Source organism: Spiribacter salinus M19-40 (genome assembly GCF_000319575.2).
GTDB lineage: Bacteria > Pseudomonadota > Gammaproteobacteria > Nitrococcales > Nitrococcaceae > Spiribacter > Spiribacter salinus.
The window spans coordinates 357,790-381,435 of record NC_021291.1 but is presented as its reverse complement, the minus strand read 5'-3'; the positions used below and the strand labels follow the sequence as shown (position 1 = coordinate 381,435).

General features: G+C 63.7%; 24 protein-coding genes and 1 tRNA gene. 9 read left to right on the top strand and 16 right to left on the bottom strand.

From position 1 onward, the window contains the following. Nucleotides 1–44 precede the first annotated feature (44 nt). Together SPISAL_RS01865 and SPISAL_RS01860 are read left to right on the top strand one after the other, a co-directional pair. Nucleotides 45–2,102 (top strand): thioredoxin domain-containing protein, encoded by a 2,058-nt coding sequence (locus SPISAL_RS01865; RefSeq protein WP_016352779.1) that lies wholly within the window; start codon nt 45–47, stop codon nt 2,100–2,102. Between the two features lie 202 nt (nt 2,103–2,304). After that, nucleotides 2,305–3,282: a porin gene (locus SPISAL_RS01860; RefSeq protein WP_016352778.1), complete on the top strand. Its 978-nt coding sequence runs from the start codon at nt 2,305–2,307 to the stop codon at nt 3,280–3,282. 75 nt (nt 3,283–3,357) lie between these two features. Here the strand turns inward: SPISAL_RS01860 and SPISAL_RS01855 are convergent, their stop codons facing one another. Genes SPISAL_RS01855 through SPISAL_RS01850 form a run of 3 tightly spaced genes read right to left on the bottom strand, consistent with a single transcriptional unit; the run spans nt 3,358 to nt 5,960 of the window. Continuing rightward, nucleotides 3,358–4,905 (bottom strand): cryptochrome/deoxyribodipyrimidine photo-lyase family protein, encoded by a 1,548-nt coding sequence (locus tag SPISAL_RS01855; protein ID WP_016352777.1) that lies wholly within the window; start codon nt 4,903–4,905, stop codon nt 3,358–3,360. Then, nucleotides 4,905–5,066, bottom strand: a complete 162-nt coding sequence (locus SPISAL_RS08790) for a DUF2256 domain-containing protein (RefSeq protein ID WP_016352776.1) — start codon at nt 5,064–5,066, stop codon at nt 4,905–4,907. The genes SPISAL_RS01855 and SPISAL_RS08790 overlap by 1 nt, the downstream gene beginning before the upstream one ends. 6 nt (nt 5,067–5,072) lie before the next feature. Then, a complete protein-coding gene (locus tag SPISAL_RS01850; protein ID WP_016352775.1) occupies nt 5,073–5,960 on the bottom strand; it encodes an NAD-dependent protein deacetylase in 888 nt (295 codons plus the stop codon). Nucleotides 5,961–6,012: 52 nt separating this feature from the next. On the opposite strand from SPISAL_RS01850, the gene SPISAL_RS01845 reads away from it, so the two are divergent. From SPISAL_RS01845 to SPISAL_RS01835, 3 genes are read left to right on the top strand one after another with little or no spacing between them, the layout of a single operon-like run. After that, nucleotides 6,013–7,233: a Bcr/CflA family multidrug efflux MFS transporter gene (locus SPISAL_RS01845; RefSeq protein ID WP_016352774.1), complete on the top strand. Its 1,221-nt coding sequence runs from the start codon at nt 6,013–6,015 to the stop codon at nt 7,231–7,233. A 4-nt stretch (nt 7,234–7,237) separates the two neighbouring features. Next, complete coding sequence (locus SPISAL_RS01840; protein WP_016352773.1) at nt 7,238–7,903, top strand: hypothetical protein; 666 nt, start codon at nt 7,238–7,240, stop codon at nt 7,901–7,903. Beyond that, the gene (locus SPISAL_RS01835; protein WP_016352772.1) at nt 7,887–8,564 is read left to right on the top strand and encodes an MlaC/ttg2D family ABC transporter substrate-binding protein; all 678 of its coding nucleotides are present in this window, start codon (nt 7,887–7,889) and stop codon (nt 8,562–8,564) included. Before SPISAL_RS01840 ends, SPISAL_RS01835 begins: the two co-directional genes overlap by 17 nt. 4 nt (nt 8,565–8,568) lie before the next feature. Here SPISAL_RS01835 and SPISAL_RS01830 read toward each other — a convergent pair whose 3' ends face one another. From SPISAL_RS01830 to SPISAL_RS01820, 3 genes are read right to left on the bottom strand one after another with little or no spacing between them, the layout of a single operon-like run. Further along, the gene (locus SPISAL_RS01830; protein WP_016352771.1) at nt 8,569–9,720 is read right to left on the bottom strand and encodes a lipocalin-like domain-containing protein; all 1,152 of its coding nucleotides are present in this window, start codon (nt 9,718–9,720) and stop codon (nt 8,569–8,571) included. Further along, nucleotides 9,717–12,221, bottom strand: coding sequence for an FtsX-like permease family protein (locus SPISAL_RS01825; protein WP_016352770.1), 2,505 nt, complete (start codon nt 12,219–12,221; stop codon nt 9,717–9,719). Before SPISAL_RS01825 ends, SPISAL_RS01830 begins: the two co-directional genes overlap by 4 nt. Then, a complete protein-coding gene (locus SPISAL_RS01820; protein WP_016352769.1) occupies nt 12,218–12,910 on the bottom strand; it encodes an ABC transporter ATP-binding protein in 693 nt (230 codons plus the stop codon). The genes SPISAL_RS01825 and SPISAL_RS01820 overlap by 4 nt, the downstream gene beginning before the upstream one ends. Before the next feature lie 128 nt (nt 12,911–13,038). Here SPISAL_RS01820 and SPISAL_RS01815 point away from each other — a divergent pair, with 128 nt between their 5' ends. Continuing rightward, nucleotides 13,039–13,569: an NUDIX hydrolase gene (locus tag SPISAL_RS01815; protein WP_016352768.1), complete on the top strand. Its 531-nt coding sequence runs from the start codon at nt 13,039–13,041 to the stop codon at nt 13,567–13,569. Nucleotides 13,570–13,578: 9 nt separating this feature from the next. Continuing rightward, nucleotides 13,579–14,109, top strand: coding sequence for a peptide-methionine (S)-S-oxide reductase MsrA (gene msrA / locus SPISAL_RS01810; protein ID WP_016352767.1), 531 nt, complete (start codon nt 13,579–13,581; stop codon nt 14,107–14,109). Here the strand turns inward: msrA and SPISAL_RS01805 are convergent. Continuing rightward, a complete protein-coding gene (locus SPISAL_RS01805) occupies nt 14,099–14,413 on the bottom strand; it encodes a DUF2288 domain-containing protein (RefSeq protein WP_016352766.1) in 315 nt (104 codons plus the stop codon). The genes msrA and SPISAL_RS01805 overlap by 11 nt on opposite strands. Before the next feature lie 47 nt (nt 14,414–14,460). Between SPISAL_RS01805 and SPISAL_RS01800 the strand changes: the two genes are divergently transcribed. Further along, entirely contained in the window at nt 14,461–15,405 is a 945-nt protein-coding gene (locus tag SPISAL_RS01800) for a DMT family transporter (RefSeq protein WP_016352765.1), read from the top strand. Here the strand turns inward: SPISAL_RS01800 and SPISAL_RS01795 are convergent. The 6 genes from SPISAL_RS01795 to SPISAL_RS01770 all read right to left on the bottom strand — a co-directional run bounded on the left by SPISAL_RS01795 (nt 15,361) and on the right by SPISAL_RS01770 (nt 20,423). After that, entirely contained in the window at nt 15,361–18,618 is a 3,258-nt protein-coding gene (locus SPISAL_RS01795; RefSeq protein ID WP_016352764.1) for a DEAD/DEAH box helicase, read from the bottom strand. The genes SPISAL_RS01800 and SPISAL_RS01795 overlap by 45 nt on opposite strands. 78 nt (nt 18,619–18,696) lie before the next feature. After that, the gene (locus SPISAL_RS01790; RefSeq protein WP_016352763.1) at nt 18,697–18,942 is read right to left on the bottom strand and encodes a MoaD/ThiS family protein; all 246 of its coding nucleotides are present in this window, start codon (nt 18,940–18,942) and stop codon (nt 18,697–18,699) included. Nucleotides 18,943–18,992: 50 nt separating this feature from the next. Further along, a tRNA-Gln gene (locus SPISAL_RS01785) sits at nt 18,993–19,066 on the bottom strand. Between the two features lie 9 nt (nt 19,067–19,075). Beyond that, nucleotides 19,076–19,468, bottom strand: coding sequence for a 30S ribosomal protein S9 (gene rpsI / locus SPISAL_RS01780; RefSeq protein ID WP_016352762.1), 393 nt, complete (start codon nt 19,466–19,468; stop codon nt 19,076–19,078). 18 nt (nt 19,469–19,486) lie between these two features. Then, a complete protein-coding gene (rplM, locus tag SPISAL_RS01775; RefSeq protein WP_016352761.1) occupies nt 19,487–19,915 on the bottom strand; it encodes a 50S ribosomal protein L13 in 429 nt (142 codons plus the stop codon). 79 nt (nt 19,916–19,994) lie between these two features. Continuing rightward, nucleotides 19,995–20,423: an OsmC family protein gene (locus tag SPISAL_RS01770; protein WP_041389138.1), complete on the bottom strand. Its 429-nt coding sequence runs from the start codon at nt 20,421–20,423 to the stop codon at nt 19,995–19,997. A 115-nt stretch (nt 20,424–20,538) separates the two neighbouring features. On the opposite strand from SPISAL_RS01770, the gene crp reads away from it, so the two are divergent. After that, the gene (gene crp, locus SPISAL_RS01765) at nt 20,539–21,177 is read left to right on the top strand and encodes a cAMP-activated global transcriptional regulator CRP (protein ID WP_041389426.1); all 639 of its coding nucleotides are present in this window, start codon (nt 20,539–20,541) and stop codon (nt 21,175–21,177) included. Here crp and trpC read toward each other — a convergent pair. Genes trpC through SPISAL_RS01750 form a run of 3 tightly spaced genes read right to left on the bottom strand, consistent with a single transcriptional unit; the run spans nt 21,174 to nt 23,633 of the window. Next, the gene (trpC, locus tag SPISAL_RS01760) at nt 21,174–21,992 is read right to left on the bottom strand and encodes an indole-3-glycerol phosphate synthase TrpC (protein WP_016352758.1); all 819 of its coding nucleotides are present in this window, start codon (nt 21,990–21,992) and stop codon (nt 21,174–21,176) included. The genes crp and trpC overlap by 4 nt on opposite strands. Then, nucleotides 21,989–23,017, bottom strand: coding sequence for an anthranilate phosphoribosyltransferase (gene trpD, locus SPISAL_RS01755; protein WP_016352757.1), 1,029 nt, complete (start codon nt 23,015–23,017; stop codon nt 21,989–21,991). The genes trpC and trpD overlap by 4 nt, the downstream gene beginning before the upstream one ends. A 22-nt stretch (nt 23,018–23,039) precedes the next feature. After that, nucleotides 23,040–23,633: an anthranilate synthase component II gene (locus SPISAL_RS01750; RefSeq protein WP_016352756.1), complete on the bottom strand. Its 594-nt coding sequence runs from the start codon at nt 23,631–23,633 to the stop codon at nt 23,040–23,042. Between the last annotated feature and the right edge of the window lie 13 nt (nt 23,634–23,646).

The following is a 23,646-nucleotide window of genomic DNA, read 5'->3' as shown; positions in this document are numbered from 1 at the left end:
GAATGATAGCATTGAGGCTTTGACTCTACGGTGTCGGAGCAGCCATGGATCCCGCGGCCATTGAGACCAACCGGCTGGCGCAAACGACCAGCCCCTACCTGCGCCAGCATGCCGACAACCCGGTGCACTGGCAGCCGTGGGATGAGGCCGCGCTGTCCGCAGCACGCGTGCTCGATCGCCCGATCCTGTTGTCGATTGGCTATGCCGCCTGCCACTGGTGCCACGTGATGGCGCACGAGTCCTTCGAGGACCCGGCGATCGCCGCGCAAATGAACCAGGACTTCATCAACATCAAGGTCGACCGGGAAGAGCGCCCTGACCTCGATCGCATCTACCAAATGGCACACCAGCTGCTGGCTGAGCAAGGCGGCGGTTGGCCCCTGACGGTGTTCCTGACTCCGGAGCAGGTGCCGTTTTTCACGGGCACCTACTTCCCGAAAACGGAGCAGGCCGGCATGCCGGGGTTTGCCGATGTCATGGCCCGGGTTACCGAGGTCTGGCAGACGCGCCGAGACGAGATCATTGAGCAGAACGCGCGCATGCAGCGTGTTCTCCAGCGCCTGGCCAGCACCAGCGGGGCCGCGCTACCCGGGCCTGAGGCACTGGATGCCGCCCGCACTCAGGTGGCCAGTCGCTTTGATCCGGCCTTTGGCGGGTTCGGGGAGGCGCCGAAATTCCCGCAGCCAACCGCCCTCGAGCGCATGCTCCGCCACTACGCCCGCAGCCAGCGCCAGGGCGAGGTAGACCGCGGCGCCCTGCACATGGCCTGCCATACGCTCAGACGCATGGCCCTCGGCGGACTCTATGACCAGATCGGCGGGGGGTTCGCGCGCTATTCGGTGGACCGGGAGTGGACCATCCCCCACTTCGAGAAAATGCTGAGCGACAACGCCCTGCTGATCCGGGTAGCGACGGATGCCCATCGCGCCACCGGCGACAAGTTCTTTCGCCGGGTGGCGCGAGAGACCGGCGAGTGGGTCCTGCGCGAAATGATCCTGGCTGAGGGTGGCTTTGCGAGCTCACTGGATGCCGACACCCGCGACGGCGAGGGCGCGTTTTATCTCTGGACGCCCGCGCAGATGCACGCGGTGCTGACACCCGCCGAGGCAGAATTAGCGATTCTGCGCCTGGGCCTCGATGAAGCGCCCAATTTCGAAGGCCAATGGCATCCGCAAGTGCACATGACCTTCTCGGAGCTCGCCAAACGCTTAAAGACCCCGCGGGAGCAACTGGTTGAGCGCTGGCAGTCGGCCCAGGCCAAACTGCTGGCTGCGCGCAACCAGCGTGAGCGGCCTGCGCTCGATGACAAGGCCCTGACTGCCTGGAATGCGCTTATGATCCAGGCACTGGCCCGAGCCGGCCATTTCCTCGGTATCCCGGCATTCATTGACGCGGCCGAACGCGCCGAGGCGTTCATCCACGCGCATCTCTGGCGTCATGGCCGATGCCTGGCGAGCTGGCGAGCGGGCGTAGCCGATCTGCCCGGCTATCTGGATGACCACGCCTTTATGCTGGCGGCACTCATCGAGCTCCAGCAGGTGCGCTGGTCAGCGGCGCGGCAGGATTGGGCCAGCGCTCTGGGCGATGTCCTGCTTGCCCAATTTGAAGACACCGAACACGGCGGCTTTTTCTTTACGGCTGCCGATCACGAGCCGCTCATCCAGCGGCCGCGCAGCTTTACCGATGATGCCCTGCCGGCCGGCAATGCGGTGGCAGCCCTGTCCCTCAACCGCCTCGGTCACTGGCTCGGGGATAACCGCTATATCGACGCCGCCCGGCGGACGGTAATCGCCGCCTCGGACGGCATTGAGGACAGCGCCGGCGCCCACTGCGCGCTACTCGATGCCTTGGAAGAAATCATTGACCCGCCCAAAATTATCACCCTGCGGTTAGACGCAACTGATCATGAAACTCTCTCCGATTGGCGCGCGACGGCCGAAGGGGGCTACCACCCGCAACGGATCGTCTTCACGCCGCCGGCGGGGTCCGCCGTAGCTGGTGCACCCGCCACCGGCACCGGCGCCTGGGTGTGTTACGACCACGCCTGCCTCCCCAGGGCCTCCACGCCGGCCGAGCTCGCTGACTGCCTGAATCGCGCATGAATCGGCTGTCGCTCAACCGCGACGAACACTCCTATTTTGTAGCTTAAGCGCAACACCGATGATCATTTTTCATCGGATTGTCACCGAATCGTCATCGCTTTTTCACTGACCTGTCACGGGCGTCCTCCATTGTTTCGCGTGTCGCACACGGCGTCCCCTTTTGCCCTCTGTCGCGTCGAAACAACATTTAGCTATGAGGACCATGACCATGAAAAACGTTTCCAAGCTGGCCCTGTTTGTGGCCGCCGGAATGGTGTCTGCTGGTGTGCAGGCTGCCGATTTTGAAGTTGATGACCGCACGACCGTGACGCTTGGTGGCGAAGTGGTGCTGAACTACATCACCGAGGACGCTACGGACGGATCCGACGAGACACAGTTCACCGACGATGGCTCCATCGTTGTCTTCGGCGGCTCGCGCGATCTGGGTAATGGCGTCACCGGTTACATCGAGACCGAGTTCGAGTACAACACCCTGGGCGACGGCGACGGCGACTTTACGCGCGACGCCACTGTTCTCGGCTTCGCCGGTGATTTCGGCGAGATCCAGATCGGCGATAGCGACAACGTCTTCGAAGACCTGATCTCCGACAGCGTTGATCCGTTTGAGAACGCCTCGCTGGCGCAGGTCAGCCGGACCGAAGAAGACAACATGGTCACCTACTACAGCCCGGACATGGGAAATTTCTCGTTCCGGCTGCAGAGCCGCATCGCAGACGAGACCACCACGGCAAACCAGACGGGCACTGAGCTCAGCCTTATTGCCGCGGCGCAGTTCACTGCAGGCAACCTGTCTTTGAGTGCGGGCTATGATGATCGCGGCTCGGTAGACGCCGAAACGGGGAACGCCTTTGAGTCCGAGGACGAGGTAATTGGCGTTGCTGCGGTGTTCGGTCTGACCGACGCTGTCGAGCTGTCGGCACGTTATGCTGAGCAGAGCGACAAGGACGGTAGCGACAGCGACGGCACGGCCGTTGCCATCAACTATGACTATGGTATGGGTTCGCTCTACGGCGCGTTCCAGGACTTCTCCGTCGATGCTGGTGAGGATGGCTCACAGATGGCCTTTGGCGCGAATTACGACGTGGCTGACGGCCTGATGATCTTCGCTGAGTATGGCGACTTTGATGATGTTGGTGGAGCCGACTCCCTCGCGGTTGCTGGTCTCGTCTTCGAGTACTAAGCGCCAACGGAATCGTTGATTCCAATAGCGACCGCCCCCGGCGCTGCCGGCGGGCGGTTTTTTTATGCCCACTCGCTAGAGATCCAGCTCGCCCTGGCGGCTGTCGGGTTTTGCCTTGCGCCGGGGGCGCTCGGGACTGGGCGTTCGGCTGGCGTGCTGACGGCGAATGCGGGCGGACTCCCGGCCCAGATGGCGGCTCGCTCGGTGGGCCTTGATCTTGTCCCGCGCCTCGCGCGCCGCCTGCTCGTGGTCCACCACAGGCCAGGGATAGTCGGTACCGAGCTTAACGCCATAGCGCTGCTGGAGCCCTGTCGGCAGGCGCCAGGGCTCATGAATCCAGTCGGCCGGTACCGCAGCTAATGCCGGTATCCAACGACGAATATAGGCACCATCCGGGTCCTGATCCCGCGACTGTTTGACGGGGTTATAGATCCGCAGCGTGTTGATCCCGGTGGTACCTGACTGCATCTGAAACTGGCAGTAGTGAATCCCAGGCTCATAATCTGTAAAGAGACGCGCGAGATGCTGCGCGGGCTCACGCCAATGCAGCCACAGGTGATAGCTCGAGAACGCGACCAGCATGGCCCGCATCCGAAAGTTGATCCATCCGTCGTGCGCTAGCTGACGCATACAGGCATCCACGAAGGGGAGGCCCGTCTCGCCCTGTGCCCAGGCGGTGTAGCGCCTCGGGTCAACGCGATCCTCGTCGCGCAGGCCGTCATACCCACGGTGAAGGTTGCGCCACTCGATACTCGGCTCGTCTTCCAGCTTCTGGATGAAGTGGCAATGCCAGTGAAGACGTGACTCGAACGACTTCAACGACTGCGACCAGTAGGAGCGCGGCGCCGCTGCTTTGGCCTCAAGCCAGCGCTGCCGATGCGTCTGAACGATTTCCCTGAGCGACACCGTGCCATAGGCGATATGCGCCGAGAGCCGCGAGCAGACCTGCTCGGCGGTCATCGGGCTCGACATGCCCTGGCGATAGGTCTCCCCCCGCTCGGCCAGAAAACTGGCCATCAAATCGAGGCCGGCGTTGCGCCCGCCTGCCTGACGCCCCGGACAGGGGGTTTGATCCTGACCCAGCGCCTCGGGGAGCGCCGGTGCCGCATATCTCACCTGCAGGGTCACATCAGGTGCCGCGACGACCGACGCCGGCATCTGCACCTGAGGCGCTTTCATCCGGCGCTCCCAATGCCCCAGCCATTCATCGCGGTTGCGCAGGCCTCGGACAACGCCGAACTGCGGTGTCTCATGCAATGCCACGCCGGTTTGTCGACACCAAGTCGCCACCGCGCGATCCCGCGCGTAAGTCCAGGCGTTCCCCGTTTCCTCGTGGGTGTGGATGACCGCGATCCCGTGCTCTGCGTGGAGGCGAGCAAACACCGCTGGCAGCTCACCCTCCAGGATCTGTAAGGCGAGCCCAAGCTCAACCAGTCGCTGATCAAGCTCAACGAGGCTCTCGCGAATGAACGCCCAGTGCCGGGCTGCCGTGTCAGGCTGCTGCCAGTAGCCCGGTTCAATCACATAGACCGGTAACACAGGGCCAGCCGCCGCAGCCGCTGCCAGCGGGGCGTGGTCGGCCACACGCAGGTCGCGCTTAAACCAAACCAGCTGCACCGCCATCAGCGCTCGCCTTGGCCTTTGGTGGCGCTGGCCTGCCGGCGATGCCGCCGGCATCGCTCAGAGCAGTAGCGCACCGATTCCCAGTCTTTCGCCCACTTGCGCCGCCAGTTGAAGGGGCGCTCGCAAACGGGACAGATTTTACTTGGCAATGGCTTTGCCATAGACACTCAAATTCTCCCGCGAGATTGATCCAGCGCGTGTCGCAGTGCTGCCAGGCCCTCGCCGCAATCTGCCGTCAATCGACCATCCGCCTCGGCATCGCCGCGGGTTACACCCAGGCCCAGTACGTACACGGGCTGCCTGGCCGCCGCAGCGGCCCGGACAAATCGATAGCCGGACCACACCATGAGGGAGGAACCCACGACGAGCAAAGCCCCCGCGCCGGCCACCGCCTCAAAAGCCTGCTCGACCCGCGCCGAGGGCACCGTCTCGCCAAAAAACACCACGGCGGGCTTGAGCAGCCCCCCGCAGGCGTGGCATCCCGGCACCGCAAAATGGCTGTAATCCGCATCCAGCAAATCCGCGTCACCATCTGGGGCGGTGGCTACCTGGCGCGCGGATGCCGCCCAGCCCGGATTAGCCGCTTCCAGCCGGGCCTGATGCTCGGCACGCGGAACGACCTGCCCGCAATCAAGACATTCCACACGATCGAGACGGCCATGCAAATCGAGCACTGAACGGCTGCCGGCGGCCTGATGCAGTCCATCGACGTTCTGGGTAATGACCGGCCCGACCAGCCCGCGCGCCTCCAGCGCCGCGATTTCGCGATGAGCCGGATTGGGTTGGGCGGTCTCAACCGTCCGCCAACCCACCAGACTCCGCGCCCAATACCGCTGACGGCCGCGCTCGCTGCCCGTAAACTCGGAGAGTTGCATGGGCGCTCGGCGCTTCCACGCGCCCTGGTGATCCCGATAATCCGGGATACCCGAGCCCGTAGAAACCCCAGCGCCGGTCAGAACGGCCACCGGCGCCACAGCCCTCAGGGCCGCGGCTAGCTCGTCCGCCGACCAGTCGGGGGCCGGCTCAGGCAAAGGGCGCGGTCTTGCCACGAACATGAACTCCTGAAAGGGAATGAACTCTCATCAACCTCAAGTATAGGGATTTCTTTTGTTTAACCAACGCTATCGCGCCCATCCGGATGGCACCCTCATGATTATCATGCTCGGGGTGTTCACGGCGTTTGCGCCGCTGTCGATCGACCTCTACCTCCCGGGCATGCCGGCCATGGAGGCCGACTTCGGCGTGAGTGCCGGCTTGGTTCAGCAAAGCCTGAGCCTCTTTTTTGTTGGGCTTGCGGGAGGGCAGCTGTTGTATGGCCCGCTGGCGGATCGATTCGGGCGGCGGTATCCGCTGCTCGCCGGATCCCTCATTTATCTGGCGGCGGGTCTGCTGTGTGCCCTCGCACCCAGTATTGAGTGGTTGCTCGCCGGGCGTCTGCTACAAGGCTTCGGTGCCGCGGCCGGCCCAGTCATCGCGCGCGCCATCGTGCGAGATGTGTATGCGGGGCGACGAGCGGCTCAGGTCATGTCTTTTGTGATTCTGGTGATGACGCTGGCGCCGCTGATTGCGCCCGTCGTCGGCGGCTGGCTCACCACCGCGCTGGGTTGGCGTGCCAATTTCTGGGCGCTGGTCGCCTTTGCGGTAATCTGTCTGGTCATGCTGCTCATGGCCCTGCCAGAGACCCACCCCGCCGAGCGGCGCCCGCGCACGGCACTGCGGCATTTGTTTGCCGGGTATCTCCCCATCCTTCGAGACCGGGCGGCCCTCGCCTACCTCGGCGCGGGCGGCATGGCCTTCGCCGCCCTGTTTGCCTACGTGGCGGGCAGCCCCTTCGTCTACACCCGGGTTTTTGGCGTAGCTGAGTCGAACTTCGGCTATTTTTTCGCGTTGAACGTCATTGGCCTACTGATTGGCAACCTGGTCAACAGCCGCCTTGTCATGCATTTTGGTCAACAAATCATGCTGACAGCAGGTGTGTTGGTCATGGCAACAGCCAGTGTGTCCATGCTGGTCATGGCGCTTGCGGGCATTACCGAGCAATGGCTGATCACACCCGCGCTTTTTGTCGCACTGGGGACAGTGGGCATCATCGCGGCCAATACCGTCTCTGGGCTGCTTGACCGGCATCCGCGTCATGCCGGGGCAGCATCTGCCCTGTTCGGGGTGGCGCAGTTCGGCCTCGGCGCGCTGAGCGCCGTCGGGGTTGGACTGGTAAGCGTCGGCCCGCTGCTGACCATGACCCTGGTCATGGCCGCGGCTGCGCTGGTGGCGACTGCCTCGGTCATCGCGTTGTGGTGGCAACTGCGCCGCCCGGCCCTGGCAGTCTAGCGCCATGGCACGCGAAAATGATCGGATCGATCGCCGCATTGCCTGCCTGCGCACGGAGCACATGCCAGCTACCCTCGTCTCTGATGACGGCTATCACTGCGCGGTCTGGCGCAGTGGCGGCACCCTCTGGCATGAGGGGCGCGCCCAGACGATGGACATGGTCATTAAAGTGCCCCGTCAGGCGGTCAACGCGGCTGAGGTCCGTGTCCTGAAACGCGAACATGAAACGCTGCGAGCGGCGCTGGGTGACATCGTCCCGCAGACGGTTTTTGCCCGGACGCTGATCGATGGGCAGGTCAGTGTGGTAGCGATGGCGCCGAATATCCGGCGCTGGTTTGATATGGCCAACCCGATCCATGGCGAGCAGATTGCGCCATTGCTGGCCCAGTCGCCCCGCCTGCGCGAGGCCCTGGCCTCCTTCGTTTGCCAGGCTGAGGCCTGGTATCAAAATGATCGACGGGTCATCGATCTCTACGGGCGGGACAACCTGATCTTCGATCGCAACCGGCATTTGCACTATATCGACAGCTTCGGGGTCTTTTTTCATGAAGACCTGCTGCACGTGCTGCCTGATCCCGACGCGGGGCTAGCCGAGCGTATCCGGATCTCTCGGCTGCGGCTAAACTATTTAAGTGCACTCCTGGAGGACGGCCATGCTATCCATTCATAACGCGGTTCGCGCTGTGGCGCTGCTCGCACTCATGCTCGGATTCTCGGTAGCTGGTGCCGCCGATAAACAGTCGGTCGACAATGAAGACCCGGAGGCCGTGGTTTCGCAGGTTGTGAGTAACGCACTGGACGTGCTCGCCGAAGACATTGACCGCCTGACAGACGACGAGGACGCCGGGCGGGCATTTTTTGACGAGCAGGTCCTTCCCTGGCTGGACACCGATCTGATGGCCCGATTTACGATGGGCCGTGTCGCGCGCCAGGCCAGTGACGAGGAAATCAAGCGTTTCACCCGTGCGCTGGAAACCCGGGTAGCAAACCTCTACACCAGCTCACTGGAAAGCTACGCCTCGGAGGCAGAAGACTTCGCTGAAAACGGTGAGATCGACTTGCGAACGGTTTCGCAAAAAGATGACCGCGCGGTTATTTCAGCGCAGATCAGCAGCCCGCAGCTCGAGCGCACCACGCTGCGCATTCAGCTGCATCGACGCGATAATCGCTGGCGCGTGTTCGATGTAGAGACCAGCGGGGTGAGCATGTTGCTGGTCTTTCGGGATGCGCTGCGCTCAGCAGCCCAGGATAACGAGGTCGAAGCGATGATTGCCGCGCTTGAGGAAGGCACGGTGGAAGTCGAGGAGGCCTGGGAAGACGAGACCAACTGACGGCCTAGTAGCCGGTCATCTCCAGATAGCCGACGCCTTCTGCACTGCCCGTGACGCCAACGGCGCCTTCCCAGTAGCGCACGGTCGTCGGCATTTCCTGGGCATCGACACGGGCCTCGATAGTTAAACTGAGGTCCTCTGCCGGTAGCTCGAGCGACCAGGCCACCGGATAGCGTGAACCGGTTATCCCGCTCTGCCAGTCGCGCTGGGGTGTCAACGTGAAATCCTCGGCGCTCAAGACCTGCGCGTTGCCTTCAGCGTCAACCACGATGCCCGCCGAGTGACGGTCGGTGCGGCCGTCGTTACGGCGCAGACGATAAACCATAACGTCGCGGCCATCCTCCAGTTGCAGCGCAAACCAGTCCCACCCCGCCTGGCCGGCATCGAGCGCGCTGGTGCTCCATTCCCGATCCAGCCAAGCGCTACCCGAGACGTCTGACTGACGGCCGTCAAATTCAACTTCACCCTCAGCAGCCAGCCGGGTGAACGAGTAGTAGCGCGACGCGTTGCCCGGCGCTTCTCCTTTGCGGCTGTAGCCCTGATCGCCTTGCAGGACATGGCCCTTTTCCGCCTCGATCGCGAGATCGAGGGCGATGCCCGCTGCCGAATCACTGGCGCGAATCCGCAGCGGGAAAAGTTGCTCGTCCGTGTCGCTTGCGATCTCCCAGTCATCCATCCACACCCGTACAGGGCGAACCTCGGCACCTGCGAGACCCAGCGCACCGCGCTGGTAGCGCTCCGTTGCCCGGTGCTCACCCGCCTCAATGTCGGTGATGGCGAAATGCCCCATCCAGGCCTGACGGGTCGCCCAATCTGAGTCACGCGGCGGGGCGGATGGCCCCAGTGCCGAGCGAAAGAGCGTGATCTGAAACCCGTACGCTCGCCCATCCTCCCCCGTCAGATTGCCGGTGAAGTACCACCATTCGGTCCGGTAATCCGGATGCGCCCCGTGATCTTCGGGAAACTGCAGAGGCCGTGGCCCGGTGACGCGGGCAAAGGCCTCCGCATCCTCACTGGGCCCCATGGCCTCGGCCAGCCCCTCGGCCCCCGAAACGGGTTCGTTACTCGGTCCGCCAAAACGCAGCCAACCAATCGCGATGGCCGCCACCACCAGCGCACCGAGCACAACAGGCGTGGGATCCAAACGTCGCATCATTCCCCCTTCAGCCCACGGGCAATCCCCTGGCGCGCGGCCCGCCAGGCCGGATGCAAGGCCGCCAGCAATGAGGCACCCACGGCCAGCAAAACACCCTCGACCAGCGGCAGGGCGCTGAGCTCAAACCCCATGGTCCAGCCAAACGCCCGGCGGTTGATCACAAATACCAGCAAGCCCGCCAACGCGAGGCCGAGCGGAATCGCCCACAAACCAGCGGCTAGTCCGAGTAACCCACTTTGACCGCCCACAACGAACCCAAGGCCACGGCGCTCAAACCCGATCGCCCGCATGACGGCAAACTCACGCTGGCGATCCAAATGCAACGCCATCAGCGCACTGACCACGCCAACAAAGGCCACCAACCCCGCCAACCAGCGCAGGACCTCTGTGATGGCGAACGTCCGATCAAAAATGGCCAGCGACTGCTCAAACACCGCGGCGTTATCGGTCACACGCGCTCCGGGCACATCCGCGGTCGCCCGCTCGATGACCGGTTGCCAGTCCGGGCTGGCGGCCGCGTTTGCCGAGGGATCCACATGCACACCGATTCCCGAGAGGCCCTCATCATCAAACAGCGCTCGATACAGCGGTCGGCGCATGAGGACCACACCCGTGGGCGAGCCGTAATCGCGATAAATGCCCGCCACCTCAAACGGAGAGGCGTCATCAGCGACGGGTAGAGCGAGTGTGTCGCCCACCTCAAGGTCTCGGCGGGCCGCGAACGGCTCGCTGATCAGTACCGCATCGTCCTCGGCCAAAGCCGCATACGCGGCCGCTGGCTCGCCAGCGAGCAGATCCAGTTCAGGCTCACGTTGATTCGGCAGACCCAGTGCCCAGATCTCGATGGGACCATCAGCGGTTTGCACCGTCTCAAAGCGTGAGCGCGAGACAAAGGCGACCCCGGAGAGACCGGCCACGGTATCCGCTGTGCCGTCATCCATCGCCACCGGCGCGGTCACGTAATAGTCGGCGGCCAGTGACCCCTGAAGCCAGTCAATGACACTCGTACGAAAACTCTCGATCATGATCGAGACGCCGATCACCGCGGCCACCGCGACACTGAGGGCGGCCACGGCCACCCCGGTCCGACTGAGCGACGCCGCGGCCCCTTCAACCACCAGCCCCGCCAAGGGTCGACCCCGAACCAGCGGGCGCAGCAGCGCCGTGAGCCAAAGCATGAACCGCGGCGCAAGCAGCGCTGCACCCAGGATGATGGCGAACAGGCCCGCAAAGGCCACCACCAGCCCGCTGCTTCCGGCAATCAGCGCGCTTCCGATGACCAGCACAATGATGCCCGCCGGGGTGGCCTGACGGGCAAGGCTATGCGCGCGTTGCTCAAGATCCGAGCGTGAGAGCGCGGCCCGGGGCGGTGTTGCCGCCGCTTCGCGTGCCGGCGCGAGGGCCGCGATCACAGCGCCACCCACGCCCACCACGATGCCGGCCACCAGCGACAGGGTAGACAGCTCCAGATCGCCTGCCGCTCGGGAGAAATACACGTCATTGACGGTCTGGAGCACCAGGCCGACCAGCGCATGTGCAAGCCCGAAGCCGAGGGCCAGTCCGATCACAGTACCCACGCTACCGATCAGCAGGGCATCTCCGAGCACCTGGCGCAAAATCTCGCCACGCTGAACGCCCATGGCCCGCAGCACACCGATGGTGGCGCGCCGGCGAACCGCCAGGAACGAGAGGGTGTTAAAGACCAGGAATGCGCCAACCACGACGGCCAGTAGCGAGAGCGCGGTCAGGTTAATCTGAAAGGCCCGGCTCATTTCCAGTACCGATTGGGCGCTGGCCGCAGCCGGGACAATCCGGGCGCCACTGCCAAGTTCGGCTTTCAGCCGCGCCACCGCCGCCTCATCCGCCACCAGATCGATACGATCAATGCGGCCGTGCCGGTCGAGTAAGGTCTGGGCTGTGGCGATATCCGCCAGGATCAGGCCGCGGGCCTGGTCCTGGGGGTCGTCCACGACGCTGACAATCTCCAGGCTCACCCGGCGACCGGCGACCTGCACGGCAAGCGCATCCCCGGCAGTGACCCCAAGCCGCTCTGCCTCTCCCGACCCGAGCGCGATCGCACGCTCGCCCAGCAAGAGTTCGTTAAACGCCTCCCCCAGACCCGCTGTGCCGCCCAACGGCCGCTGAAACGGGCCTTCGGCAAAGGCGTCCAGCCCCAGCAGCGTCAGTGATCGGCGCGTGTCCGCCTCAGCCAGGCGCGCGCCGCCCTCGATCACCGGCGCAGCGGCATGGAATCCCAGCTCGGTGCGCAAACGGGTGTAGACCCGCTCATCCAGGCCATCCGGGCCGCTGACTACCTGATGCGTTGCCGCACCCGTCACCGATGCCAACGAGACGCGCATCGCCTCACGGGCAGAGTGGTTCGCCAGATCCACGGCGACGACCACTGCCACGGCGATCGCGACACCGACAACGGCAAGTCCGGTCTGCACCGGATGCCGCCGCAAGTCACTTCGCCCGATACGGCCAAGCAATCGATTCAAGGCGTCGCTCCGGTTGAGGTGCCGGCGTCAGCCTCGACCAGACGGCCGTCACGGATGGTCAAGAGTTGATCAGCCAGGCCAACCACCTCGTGGGCATGGGTCACCATGATGAGCGTCCGGCCCGCCTCACGGCACAGACCATCAAGCAACCCGACGATGCGCTCAGCATTTTCAAGGTCCAGATTACCGGTGGGCTCATCGGCGAAGATAAACGCGGGGTCGTGGATCAGCGCCCGGGCAATGGCCACCCGCTGTTGCTCGCCACCCGACAACGTGTCGGGCCAGGCGTCTGCGCGATCCGAGAGCCCAACCCGCTCGAGCCACTTATCGATCCGGTCACCCTCAGCCAGCCCGTTCAAGCTGAGCGGCAGGCGCAAATTATCCGCAACGCTCAATGTGGGGATGAGGTTATAGGCCTGAAAAACAAAGCCCATTCGAGCGCGCCGCAGCGCGGTGAGTTCGGCATCCTTCAACGTGGCGATATCGGTGCCATCGACACGCACGGTGCCCTGACTCGGCAGATCCAGTCCGCCGAGGAGATTGAGCAGCGTGGACTTACCCGAGCCACTGCGGCCAACAACCACCACGAATTCGCCGCCACGAATGTGGCCGGAGACCCCGTTGAGGACCTGGCGCCGGGGTGACTCGCCATACCAGCGTGTCAGCGAGTCAAAAGCGATGTCCGCCATGGCGTCGGGCTCCCATGTAACAAGATAAAAGCAAGCTCAATGGTCTGAATTGTGACACTCCGCCGGTGGCATGACCCACCCGTGCCTCTGGTAAAGTACAGACATCATTTTTTATCAGAGATCCCATCATGACTGACCTCGAGGGCGAGAGCACCGGCCCCCGGATCTATCGCATCCCCGAGGGTGACGATCGTGAGCGACTGACCTGCCCTGACTGCGGGTTCATCGCTTACGAAAACCCCCGCATTGTGGTCGGTGTCGTCGCCCGCGCTGAGGATGAGCGCATTCTGTTATGCCGGCGAGCTATCCCGCCGCGTATTGGATACTGGACTCTACCCGCCGGTTACATGGAACTGAACGAAACCGCTGAGGACGGCGCCATGCGGGAGGCCTGGGAGGAAGCCCGGGCGCGAATGCGACTAACCGGGCTACTGGCTGTCTACAGCCTGGCGCAGATCCATCAGGTCCAGCTGATCTATCGCGCCGTGTTAACCGACCCGTCCGTGTCTGCCGGCCCGGAGTCTCAGGCAGTCGGGCTCTTTCACTACGACGAACTGCCCTGGGATGAGCTGGCCTTCCCCACGGTGGAGTGGGCGCTCAAACAGGATCACCAGACCCATTTAGAAGGCCACGGCCAGGCCTTCAGCAACCCCGAATAGGAGATCATCATGGCAACCGCAACACTCGGTGGGGGCTGTTTCTGGTGCCTCGAGGCCGTTTATCAGCGCCTGAACGGGGTCAACCAAGTCACGTCCGGCTATGCCGGCGGGCAGACGGACAACCCGCATTACCGCAGCGTCACCACCGGCAGGACCGGCCATGCCGAGGTGGTACGAATTGACTATGACCCGTCGGTGATTGACTTCGAAACGTTACTGAATGTGTTTTTCACGATCCACGACCCGACCACCGCTGACCGTCAGGGCGCGGACATCGGCCCGCAGTATCGCTCCATCATCCTCTGGGAAGATGAAGACCAGCTGGCGACCGCGAATGCCGTGATCGAGCGGCTCACCCGCGAAGGCGCTTACACCGATCCCATCGTCACCCAGGTCCAGCCCCTGGAGGCCTTCTACCCCGGCGAGGATTACCACCAGGATTACTATCGCCACAACGCATCGGCACCCTACTGCCAGATGGTGATCATGCCCAAACTGGAGAAGGCTGAAGCGCGTTTCGGCGATCGGCTCAGGCGCTAGGCGCCGAGGCGGGCTCCTGCACCAGCACCCAGGGTGCGGCCACCACCGCCCAGAGCGCCGGGTCGCGATCATGCCAGTCGCGGGCATCCTCTGCGCTGGCCCGCCACACCTGTCGCGCGGTCATCCAGGCCATGACCGCGGGCTCGTCGTCGCGCACAAAGGCAGCGGCCACCTCGACCAGGTCCAGTTCGGGCTGTACACGCACCACCACGCCACGCGCGAAGTGGCGCTCAAGCTCACCCCAGGTGATACGTCCGGTTTCGGTGTTGAGCCGCGTCTCGAGTGGCAGGTTGTCTTCATCCATCGCGCAAGCATACCAATTCGCTTGAAGAGGGTTTAGGCTCCCCCGCCATGATCGCCCGAGACTGGTTGTTGCTGATTATCCTGTCCACCGTCTGGGGTGGGTCTTTTTTCTTTTTTGAAGTTGCGCTGCAGACACTACCGCCCTTTACCGTGGTCCTGGGCCGTGTCTCCATGGCGGCTGCCGCGCTGCTTGTGATTGCGCGTATTCGCGGAGAGCCGTTGCCCTTTTCCGCGACGATCGCCCGGCGCTACCTGCTGCTGGGTGCCATCAGTAACGCCATACCGTTTTCCTTGATCGTCTGGGGACAGACCCAGATACCCAGTGGTCTGGCCTCGATCATCAATGCCATGACTCCTATCTGGGCGGTGCTGGTTGGCCTGCTCATCCGCAGCGACGAGCGTATGACCGCTGGCAAGGCCATCGGTGTGGGGTTGGGCTTCCTGGGCGTCGCGGTGCTGATGGGCCCGGATCTTCTTCGTGAGCTTGACCCCTACAGCCTCGGTCAGCTGTCTGTGCTGGGCGCGACGATTTCCTACGGATTTGCCGTGCACTACGGCCGGCGTTTCGGCGCCACCTCGGCCTTGGTGAACGCCGCCTACATGCTGACCGCTGCGACGGTGTGGCTACTGCCCGTGGCTATCCTGGTGGATCACCCCTGGACGTTGTCTCCTGGCCTCAGCGGCTGGACTGCGCTGTTGGGCCTGTCGCTGATATGCACCGCGTTTGCCTTCCTACTGTATTTCCGACTCCTGGCCTCAGCCGGCGCCACGAACATGTCGCTGGTCACCTTTATCGTGCCCGTCTCGGCCATCAGCCTCGGGGCCCTCTTTCTGGGAGAGCGACTGGGGCCGACGGCCTTCGCCGGTATGGGAATCCTGTTCGTGGGGCTCGCCATTATCGATGGACGGGCGGCGCGGATGCTGCGCACCGGGACCCATGCGCTCTGGTCAGGCCTGCTCGGCCGGCGCGTCGTCAGCAAGCGGCCCGAATAGCGCGGTCACGGTTTCCGGATCGAGGCGCGCCGCAGAAGCCTCGGCGGCATCACCCAAAAGACGCTCGCCGAGTTCAGCCTTGTCCCTTTGCAGGGCCATGATCCGGTCTTCCACAGTATCCCGCGTGAGCAGGTGGTAGACGAACACCGGCTGGTCCTGCCCAATCCGGTGCGCCCGGTCAGTCGCCTGACGGGTGACAGCCGGGTTCCACCAGGGATCGTAGTGGATGACGGTATCCGCTGCCGTTAAGTTGAGCCCGGTGCCCCCGGCTTTCAGGCTCACCAGGAAGATGGGCACGTCACCAAATTGGAAACGGGCGACGGCGGCCTCCCGATCCCGAGTTTCACCCGTCAGTTTTGTCCAAGCATGGCCGCGCTCGTTCAATCCCTGCTCGATAATCGTGAGCATGCGGGTGAACTGAGAGAACACGATCACGCGTCGGCCTGCCTGCATCAGGTCATCCACCAGCTCCAGTAACAACTCAAGCTTGGCAGACGCTCGGGCGCTCTCGGGGGCGCCAGCCACTAGCCGGGGATCACAGCAGGCTTCCCGGAGCTTGAGCAACGCGTCCAGGATCAGCACACGACTCTGGGGATGACCCTGTTCGGCAAGCGCCTCACGGACGCGCGCCTGCTGGCCAAGGCGCAGCTGTTCATAAAGATCGCGCTGCCCGCCGACCAGCTCGGCATACAGTGAGATCTCGGTTTTGGGGGGCAGGTCACGGGCGATGGCTTGCTTGGTGCGGCGCAGGAGAAAGGGCCCGACGCGCTCCCGCAATGCGGTCAATCGGCTTTCATCACGGTCCTGCTCAATCGGTCGGCGGTAGGTGCGCTTAAAGGCCGAGGCGTTGCCCAGCAGCCCCGGTGCGACAAAATCAAACTGGGCCCAAAGTTCGCCGAGATGATTCTCGAGCGGGGTGCCGGTGAGGCTGAGACGCTGGCGCGCCTCGAGGGTACGAACGGCCCGCGCGGCCTGGGCACGCGGATTTTTAACCGCCTGCGCCTCATCGAGCACCAGCAGATGCCATGGCTGCCCATGGAGTCGTGCGATGTCGCGCACCAACAGGCTGTAGGTCGTCAGCACCAAATCATAGTGACCCAACCGATCGTATTCGGCATGACGATGCGGACCGTGAAGGCGCAACACCCGAAGCCCAGGCGTGAATTTTTCCGCCTCCCGAGCCCAATTGAACATCAGACTGGTGGGCACAACGACCAGGCTGGGCGCCCGGGCACGCCCCGCTTCCTTTTCGAGCTGCAGGTGGGCCAGCACCTGGAGCGTCTTGCCAAGGCCCATGTCATCCGCCAGCACACCACCTAACTCGACCTGCGCGAGTTGCTGTAACCAGGCCAGGCCATCGCGCTGATACGGACGCAGCTCACCGCGCAGTCCATTGGGGATCGTGACGTCGGTATGCGCTCCCATGGACCCCAGTGTTCGACCCAGCGCTCGCAGGTCCTGATCACCTTGCCAATGGAGGGCGCGCCCTGCGCTCTCCGCGAGACGGTCGAGGGCATTCGCGCGGCCCAGTGGGAGACGCAGCCGGCCCTGGTCCAAACGCAGAGCGGGATCGTAGAGCTCAGTCAGCCCCCGCAGCAGGGGAACCAGCCGATCCGCTGGCACGGGAATCAAGCGCCCGTCACCCAGATCCACCAGCAGGCTGGACGCCGGATCAATGGCATCCAGATGACGCGTTGACATGGCTTCAGGATTTTCACGAATAATCGCCAGCAAAAGCGGGAGCAGGGCATGGCGCTCGCCCTCCACCTCGACGGACAGATCAAAGGTGAACCAGCCCGGCTGGTCTTTATCGCGCCGGGCATCCGCTTGCCAGAGCGCGACCTCGGCTAACCGCCACGGAAACGCGGGTTCAGTGGTGACACGCCACCCCGCCTCGCGAAGTCGGGGCAGCGTCTCAGCAACGAAGGGCCGCCAGCCGCCGACGTGACCCGGCATGAATCGATCACCGGCCATGCACCCCGCTCGCTCAAGGCCTGCTACTTCAAGCTGGCCGATGGCCGAGGATTCGGCGCGCGAATCCCGACGATATTCGAGAAGCTCACCGTGCTCATACACGCAGAGCGTTTCCGCCGGGTCGTCAGCGGCCACAAGATGCCCGGCGTAGTCAAAGCCGACTTCCGCCACGGGCTCGCCGGCATCAACCCGTACGGCATGCGCTCCGCCGTTGAGCCGCGTCAGCCGCAGACACGGGGCCGGCGCGATGTCATCAATTCGTCGTCGACTGGGTACGCGAGGCGCTGGCACGGGCAGCCCACGTTGGACCAGCCCATCAGCCATGGCCGGCACGTCCGCCGGCGCCACGGCGGGGCCAGACTGCAAGCGCGCCACCAACGCCATGGACACACCCGTCTCGATCGTCCCGAATTCGCCTGTCGTCGTGTCCAGCCAGATCGGTGGCAGGGCCGGGTAAGCCTGTAAGCCGTCTCCGGCCACCGGCACCAGCCGCTGGCTTCCGTCCGACTCAACCCGCCAGACAAATGCCCCGTCGCGCGGCCCTGAGGCAGACAGCGCCGGGGTCTCCGTCCGCTGCCAGTGAGCCCGGCCCGTTTCCGCTAGAGCGGTCAAAAGAAAGTTGAGGTCCTCAGGTAAGATCGCTTGCCCCGCTTCGGGCAACAATCTCAGCAGCCGGCGATCATCGGCCCCTAGCAAACCCGCGGGGGCTCGGCGTAGCCCCTGGAACGCCATCAATCGGCCATAGCCACCGCGTCGACGGGGGCGGGCCCGGCGCGGTGTGACCGTCACTCGACCCGCGCCATCATCATCCAGCAGATAGACCAAACACTCGGTACGCCGCTCGGTGCCGTTCGAACCCGCGTCTTCGCTTAAGCGGTCCAGCTCGCTCAACCACTGGTGCACGGCCGGATTGGCCTTCACCAGCCCGGCGGGTGTCTTGCGCCCCAGGTAGAACAGCAGTGCCGCCACCGCGTGCTCGCAGCCACCACCCGCCGCGCACGTGCAATAAGTGGTTACGGGTTTTGGTGAGGGCAGCGGATGCACGCGGCAGTCAACGGAATGGACATGGCGGCGGTCAGCCTGCACGCGCGCAAAGAACCCCTGGCCGCCGGGGCTGGAGTCGAGCACGGCCTGCGCACGCAGCAGCCGCTCGCCGGCTTCCAATGCCTCGCGCGGGAAATCAGCCCAGATGACCGTCTCGCCGTGCTGGGCGATCCATGCTTCGAGGGGTTCGGACAATGCACTCGCTCCCGGGGTTAACCACGAACAACCCCACAGCATACCGCGTTAACAAGTCACTGGGGGATGACGGTTTCGTTAACCGCCGCTTACCGGAGGCAAAAGGACGAGCGTTTCGTCCTGGGCAAGGACTGACTGACGGCTGCGCATCTCATCCCCGACTGCACAGGCAACACGAGGCAAGTGGGGCATGACGCCCGGATAGGTGGCCTGCAGGTGCTCAAGCACCTCATCCACGGTAACGGGGGGTTCGAGGTCCAGGCTGACTTCACTCGCACCCACCGCCTCACGCAGCACACCAAACAGCTCTATGCGTTGAGTCATCCGACCTCCTTGCCCATAAAAAAGCCCCGCCGAAGCGGGGCTTTCCTGGATGGCTGGGGGACCAGGATTCGAACCTGGGTTGACGGAGTCAGAGTCCGTAGTCCTACCGCTAGACGATCCCCCAAGGAACCCTTTAGCGCTTCGAGAACTGGGTCGCCCGACGCGCCTTGTGCAGGCCGATCTTCTTACGCTCGACCATGCGCGCGTCACGGGTAACGTAGCCGGCCTTGCGCAGGCTGCCCTTCAATTCGTCATCATAAGCGATAAGGGCCCGCGTGATGCCATGACGGATGGCGCCAGCCTGACCGCTGGACCCGCCCCCTTCGACACTCACTTTGATATCGACTTTGTTGACGGTCTCCGTGAGCTCGAGTGGCTGACGGACCACCATGCGGGCGGTCTCGCGCCCGAAGTACTCGTCAAGCGGCTTGCCGTTCACGACGATGTTGCCGTTACCGGGGCGCATGTTGACGCGCGCTGCCGATGTTTTCCGTCGGCCGGTGCCGTAATACTGTTCAACTGCCATCGGTTATTCCGCTCCGACTCAGATTTCCAGCGCCTGGGGCTGCTGGGCGTGATGATTGTGTTCGCTGCCGCTGTAGACCTTGAGTTTCTTGAACATCTGCCGGCCCAGGCGATTTTTGGGCAGCATCCCCTTGACGGCGTGCTCGATGGCCCGCTCCGGGTGCTCGACGATGAGCTTGTCAAAGGTCGTCGACTTCATGTTACCGACATACCCCGTAAACCGATGATAGGTCTTTTGTTCCGCTTTGCGACCTGTCACCGCAACCTGCTCGGCATTGACGACCACAACGTAGTCTCCGGTGTCGACGTGCGGGGTGAATTCGGGCTTGTGTTTACCACGCAGGCGAAACGCAACCTCAGAGGCCAGTCGGCCTAGGGTGAGCCCTGCCGCATCAACCACATACCAGTCGCGATGTACGTCCGCCGCTTTGGCGCTGAAAGTCTTCATGGGTAACCGTTCTCCGAGCTCGACGCTCTCGATTCAAGACCGCGCACTGTACACAACCCACAGCCACCAGACAAGCACGTCACCCCGTTTTGGCCGTATCGATTGTCTCGTGACTGTGCGTTAGCTCAGCGGCCTTGGCGAGCATCAGCGAAGCCGAGCAGTACTTGTCGGCTGATAACTGCACGGCACGTGCCACAGCAGCAGGTTTCAGGGCCTCGCCGCTCACTCGAAAATGCAGATGAATCGAGGTAAAGACCTTCGGCGGTGTGTCGGCACGCTTGGCATCGACCTCTACCGTACAATCACTCACGGCGTGGCGGCCACGCTGGAGGATATGCACAACGTCCACCGCCGAGCAGCTGCCCAATCCTTCCAGCAGGAGCTCCATGGGCCGGGGCCCCCGCTCTTGACCCCCCAGATCAGGCGGCCCATCAACCGTTTGTCGGTGACCGCTCCCGCTCTCCACCTCGAAGGCCATGCCGTCAAGCCAGCGTATATGCGCTTTCATACTCATTTCCCTCTGTTCGAAGCCCTCCGTTTGGACGATGCGGTGCATCACCGAAAAAGACTACTGTTTCGCGGCCTCGACACCCGGGGCGCTTACACGACCAATGGAGGTCATCATGTCCCCGCAAACGGTTCGCTTTTTCCAGCAACCGCCCGTCACCATCCTGCTTAAGCACTGCCGACGAAGTCGCTACGGACCCGGCTCAACCCTAATGCATCGCGGGGCGAGCAGCGATCGGCTATGCCTTATTCTCAGCGGCTCGGTCAGTGTCATCGAAGATGACGAGCGTGGCCGCGAGCTCGTCCTGGCTTACCTCAATGCCGGCGACTTCGTCGGCGAAATGGGCTTGGCCGCCGAGACCCCGTGTCGCAGCGCCTGGATTCGCACGCGCGCACCCTCGGAACTCGCGGAAATCAGTTATGCCCGCTTCCAGCGTCTGCAACGCCAACACCCTGAGGTCTTGCAGCCTGTGATTGAGCAAATGACCCGGCGCCTGCGCGACACGAATCGCCGCTTTCGCAATCTGGCTTTCGAGGACGTCCGCGGCCGAGTTCAAGCCATGTTGAGCGATCTTGCCACGCATCCCGACGCCATGACCCATCCCGATGGCATGCAGCTGAAAATTACCCGCATCGAGCTTGGCCGCCTGGTGGGATGCTCCCGGGAAATGGTGGGGCGGGTGTTGCGCCAGCTGGAAGCGGATCGTTTGATCTCAACCCGTGGACACACCATCGTTGTCCATGGTGCGCGCTAATCAGCGCTCAGCCCGAATAACTCGGCGAGGCGATCGCCGGGTTCCTCGGCCCGCATCAAGGCCTCACCCACCAAAAATGCATTGACCCCATGACCGCGCAGGTAATCCACCGCCTCGCGGTTGTGTATCCCACTCTCCGAGACGCGGGTGACACCCTCGGGCAGGCGCTTCGCCAACCGAACTGTGGCCTCCAGGTCGGTCTCGAACGTTCGCAGATCCCGGTTATTAATACCAATCAGATCGGCCTCGAGCGCCAGTGCTCGGTCCAGCTCCTGATCGTCATGCACCTCAACCAGCACATCCATCCCCAGGCGATGACCAAGCGCATGCAATGCATGCAGCGCGGCATCGTCCAGCGCGGCCACGATCAGCAAGATGCAGTCCGCACCGAGCCCACGCGCTTCATGCACCTGATAGGCATCGAAAATAAAGTCTTTGCGGATCACCGGCAGCGCGCAGGCGCTGCGAGCCGCTTGCAGATGGGCATCCGCCCCCTCGAAGAAATCTTCCTCCGTGAGCACCGACAGACAGGCGGCCCTGCCCTCGGCATAGCTCCGGGCAATTGTGGCCGGATCAAAGACTTCACGCAGCACGCCCTTGCTGGGGGAGGTCTTTTTGATTTCGGCAATGACCGCTGGCTCGCCCTTTGCGACACGACGCTCGAGTTCGGCGCGAAATCCGCGAGGCGCAGGCGCCGTTGCCGCGCGCTCGACCCACTCATCCAGGCTGACCTGGACACGGCGGTCAGCGACCACCTGTGCCTTGCGATCGAGAATCCGCCGCAGGATATCCGGGGTGTCGGCCGGTACACTCATGACGGCTCAGCCAGCCGTTGGCTCGTGGCAACGAAATGCGCCAATGTCTCGCGCACGGTCCCACTGGCCAGCAACGACTGCGCTCGGGCGACACCACCCGCCAGATCCTCGGCAAGCCCCGCAATCGTAATCGCCGCCCCGGCGTTGAGCGCAAGGAGGTCAGTCGCTGGCCCGGGCAGGCCGTCGAAGATGGCCTGGATGATCTCGAGACTGCGCTCGGCAGAATCCACCCGCAGATCCTCGAGCGCCGCCCGGTTCAGGCCAAAATCCTCAGGCTGGATGGTGTACTCCCGAACCGTACCGTCACGCAACTCAGCGACGCGCGTTGGCGCCGCGATGCTGATCTCATCGAGCCCATCCTCGGAATGCACCACCATGACTCGCTCGCTGCCGAGGGCCTGCAACACCTCGGCGATGGGCCGAACCCAGGCATCGGCGTAGACGCCGAGCAACTGGTTGGGGGCCCCGGCCGGGTTAGTGAGCGGGCCGAGCAAATTGAACAGCGTGCGCACCCCCATCTCCCGGCGCGGCCCGATGGCGTGGCGCATGGCCTGGTGATGCTGGGGCGCGAAAATAAAACCCACTCCCGCCTCGTCGATACAGCGGGCGACACCGGCCGGACTCAGGGCCAGGTTGGCGCCCGCGGCCTCCAGCAGATCGGCACTGCCAGAAGCGCTCGAAACCGAGCGGTTGCCATGCTTGGCCACGCGGCCGCCTGCAGCGGCCACCACGAATGCCGTAGCCGTGGAAATATTAAAGGTACCCCGCGCGTCACCACCCGTCCCACAGGTATCGACCAGGTGGTCCCGGTCGACCTCCACCTGGGTGGCGAGCTCACGCATCACTCGGGCCGCGGCCGCAATCTCGGTGACGGTTTCGCCTTTCATGGCCAAGCCCACCAGGAAGCCGCCGATCTGAGCGGGTGTGGCCTCACCGCTCATAATCCGCTGCATGATCGCGGTCATCTCCGCGTCGTTGAGATCGCCCCGGGTTGTGACCCGCTGAATCGCTGCCTGCATTTCCATGGCTCGGTTCGTCCTCTCTGGTTCAGGCCGCCGCAGCCGGCCGCGACAGGAAATTGGCCAGCAGGTCATGCCCGGCCCGGGTCAGGATGGATTCCGGGTGGAACTGCACGCCTTCAACATCCAGTGTGCGGTGGCGTACGCCCATGATTTCCTCCAGCGCGCCGCTCTCAAAGGCCGTCCAGGCCGTGACCTCAAGACAGTCAGGCAGGGTCGCCGGGTCAATGACCAGCGAGTGATAACGGGTCGCTTCCATCGGCTCCGGCAGCCCGGCAAACACCCCCTCACCCCGATGATGAACCTGCGACGTCTTGCCATGCATGACCGATTTGGCATGGACCACATCGCCTCCGAAGGCCTGACCAATGGCCTGATGCCCCAGACAGACACCCAGCAGGGGGATTCGGCCCGCGAACGCCTCGACGGCAGCAAGGGAGACCCCCGCTTCGTTGGGGGTACATGGACCGGGCGAGAGCACGATGCGCTCAGGCTGCATGTGCTCGATATCGGCCAGGGTAATGGCGTCGTTTCGGTGGACGACCACATCCGCACCCAGCTCGCCGAGGTACTGGACCAGGTTGTAGGTAAAGGAGTCGTAGTTATCGATCATCAGCAGCATTGGATCACCCCTT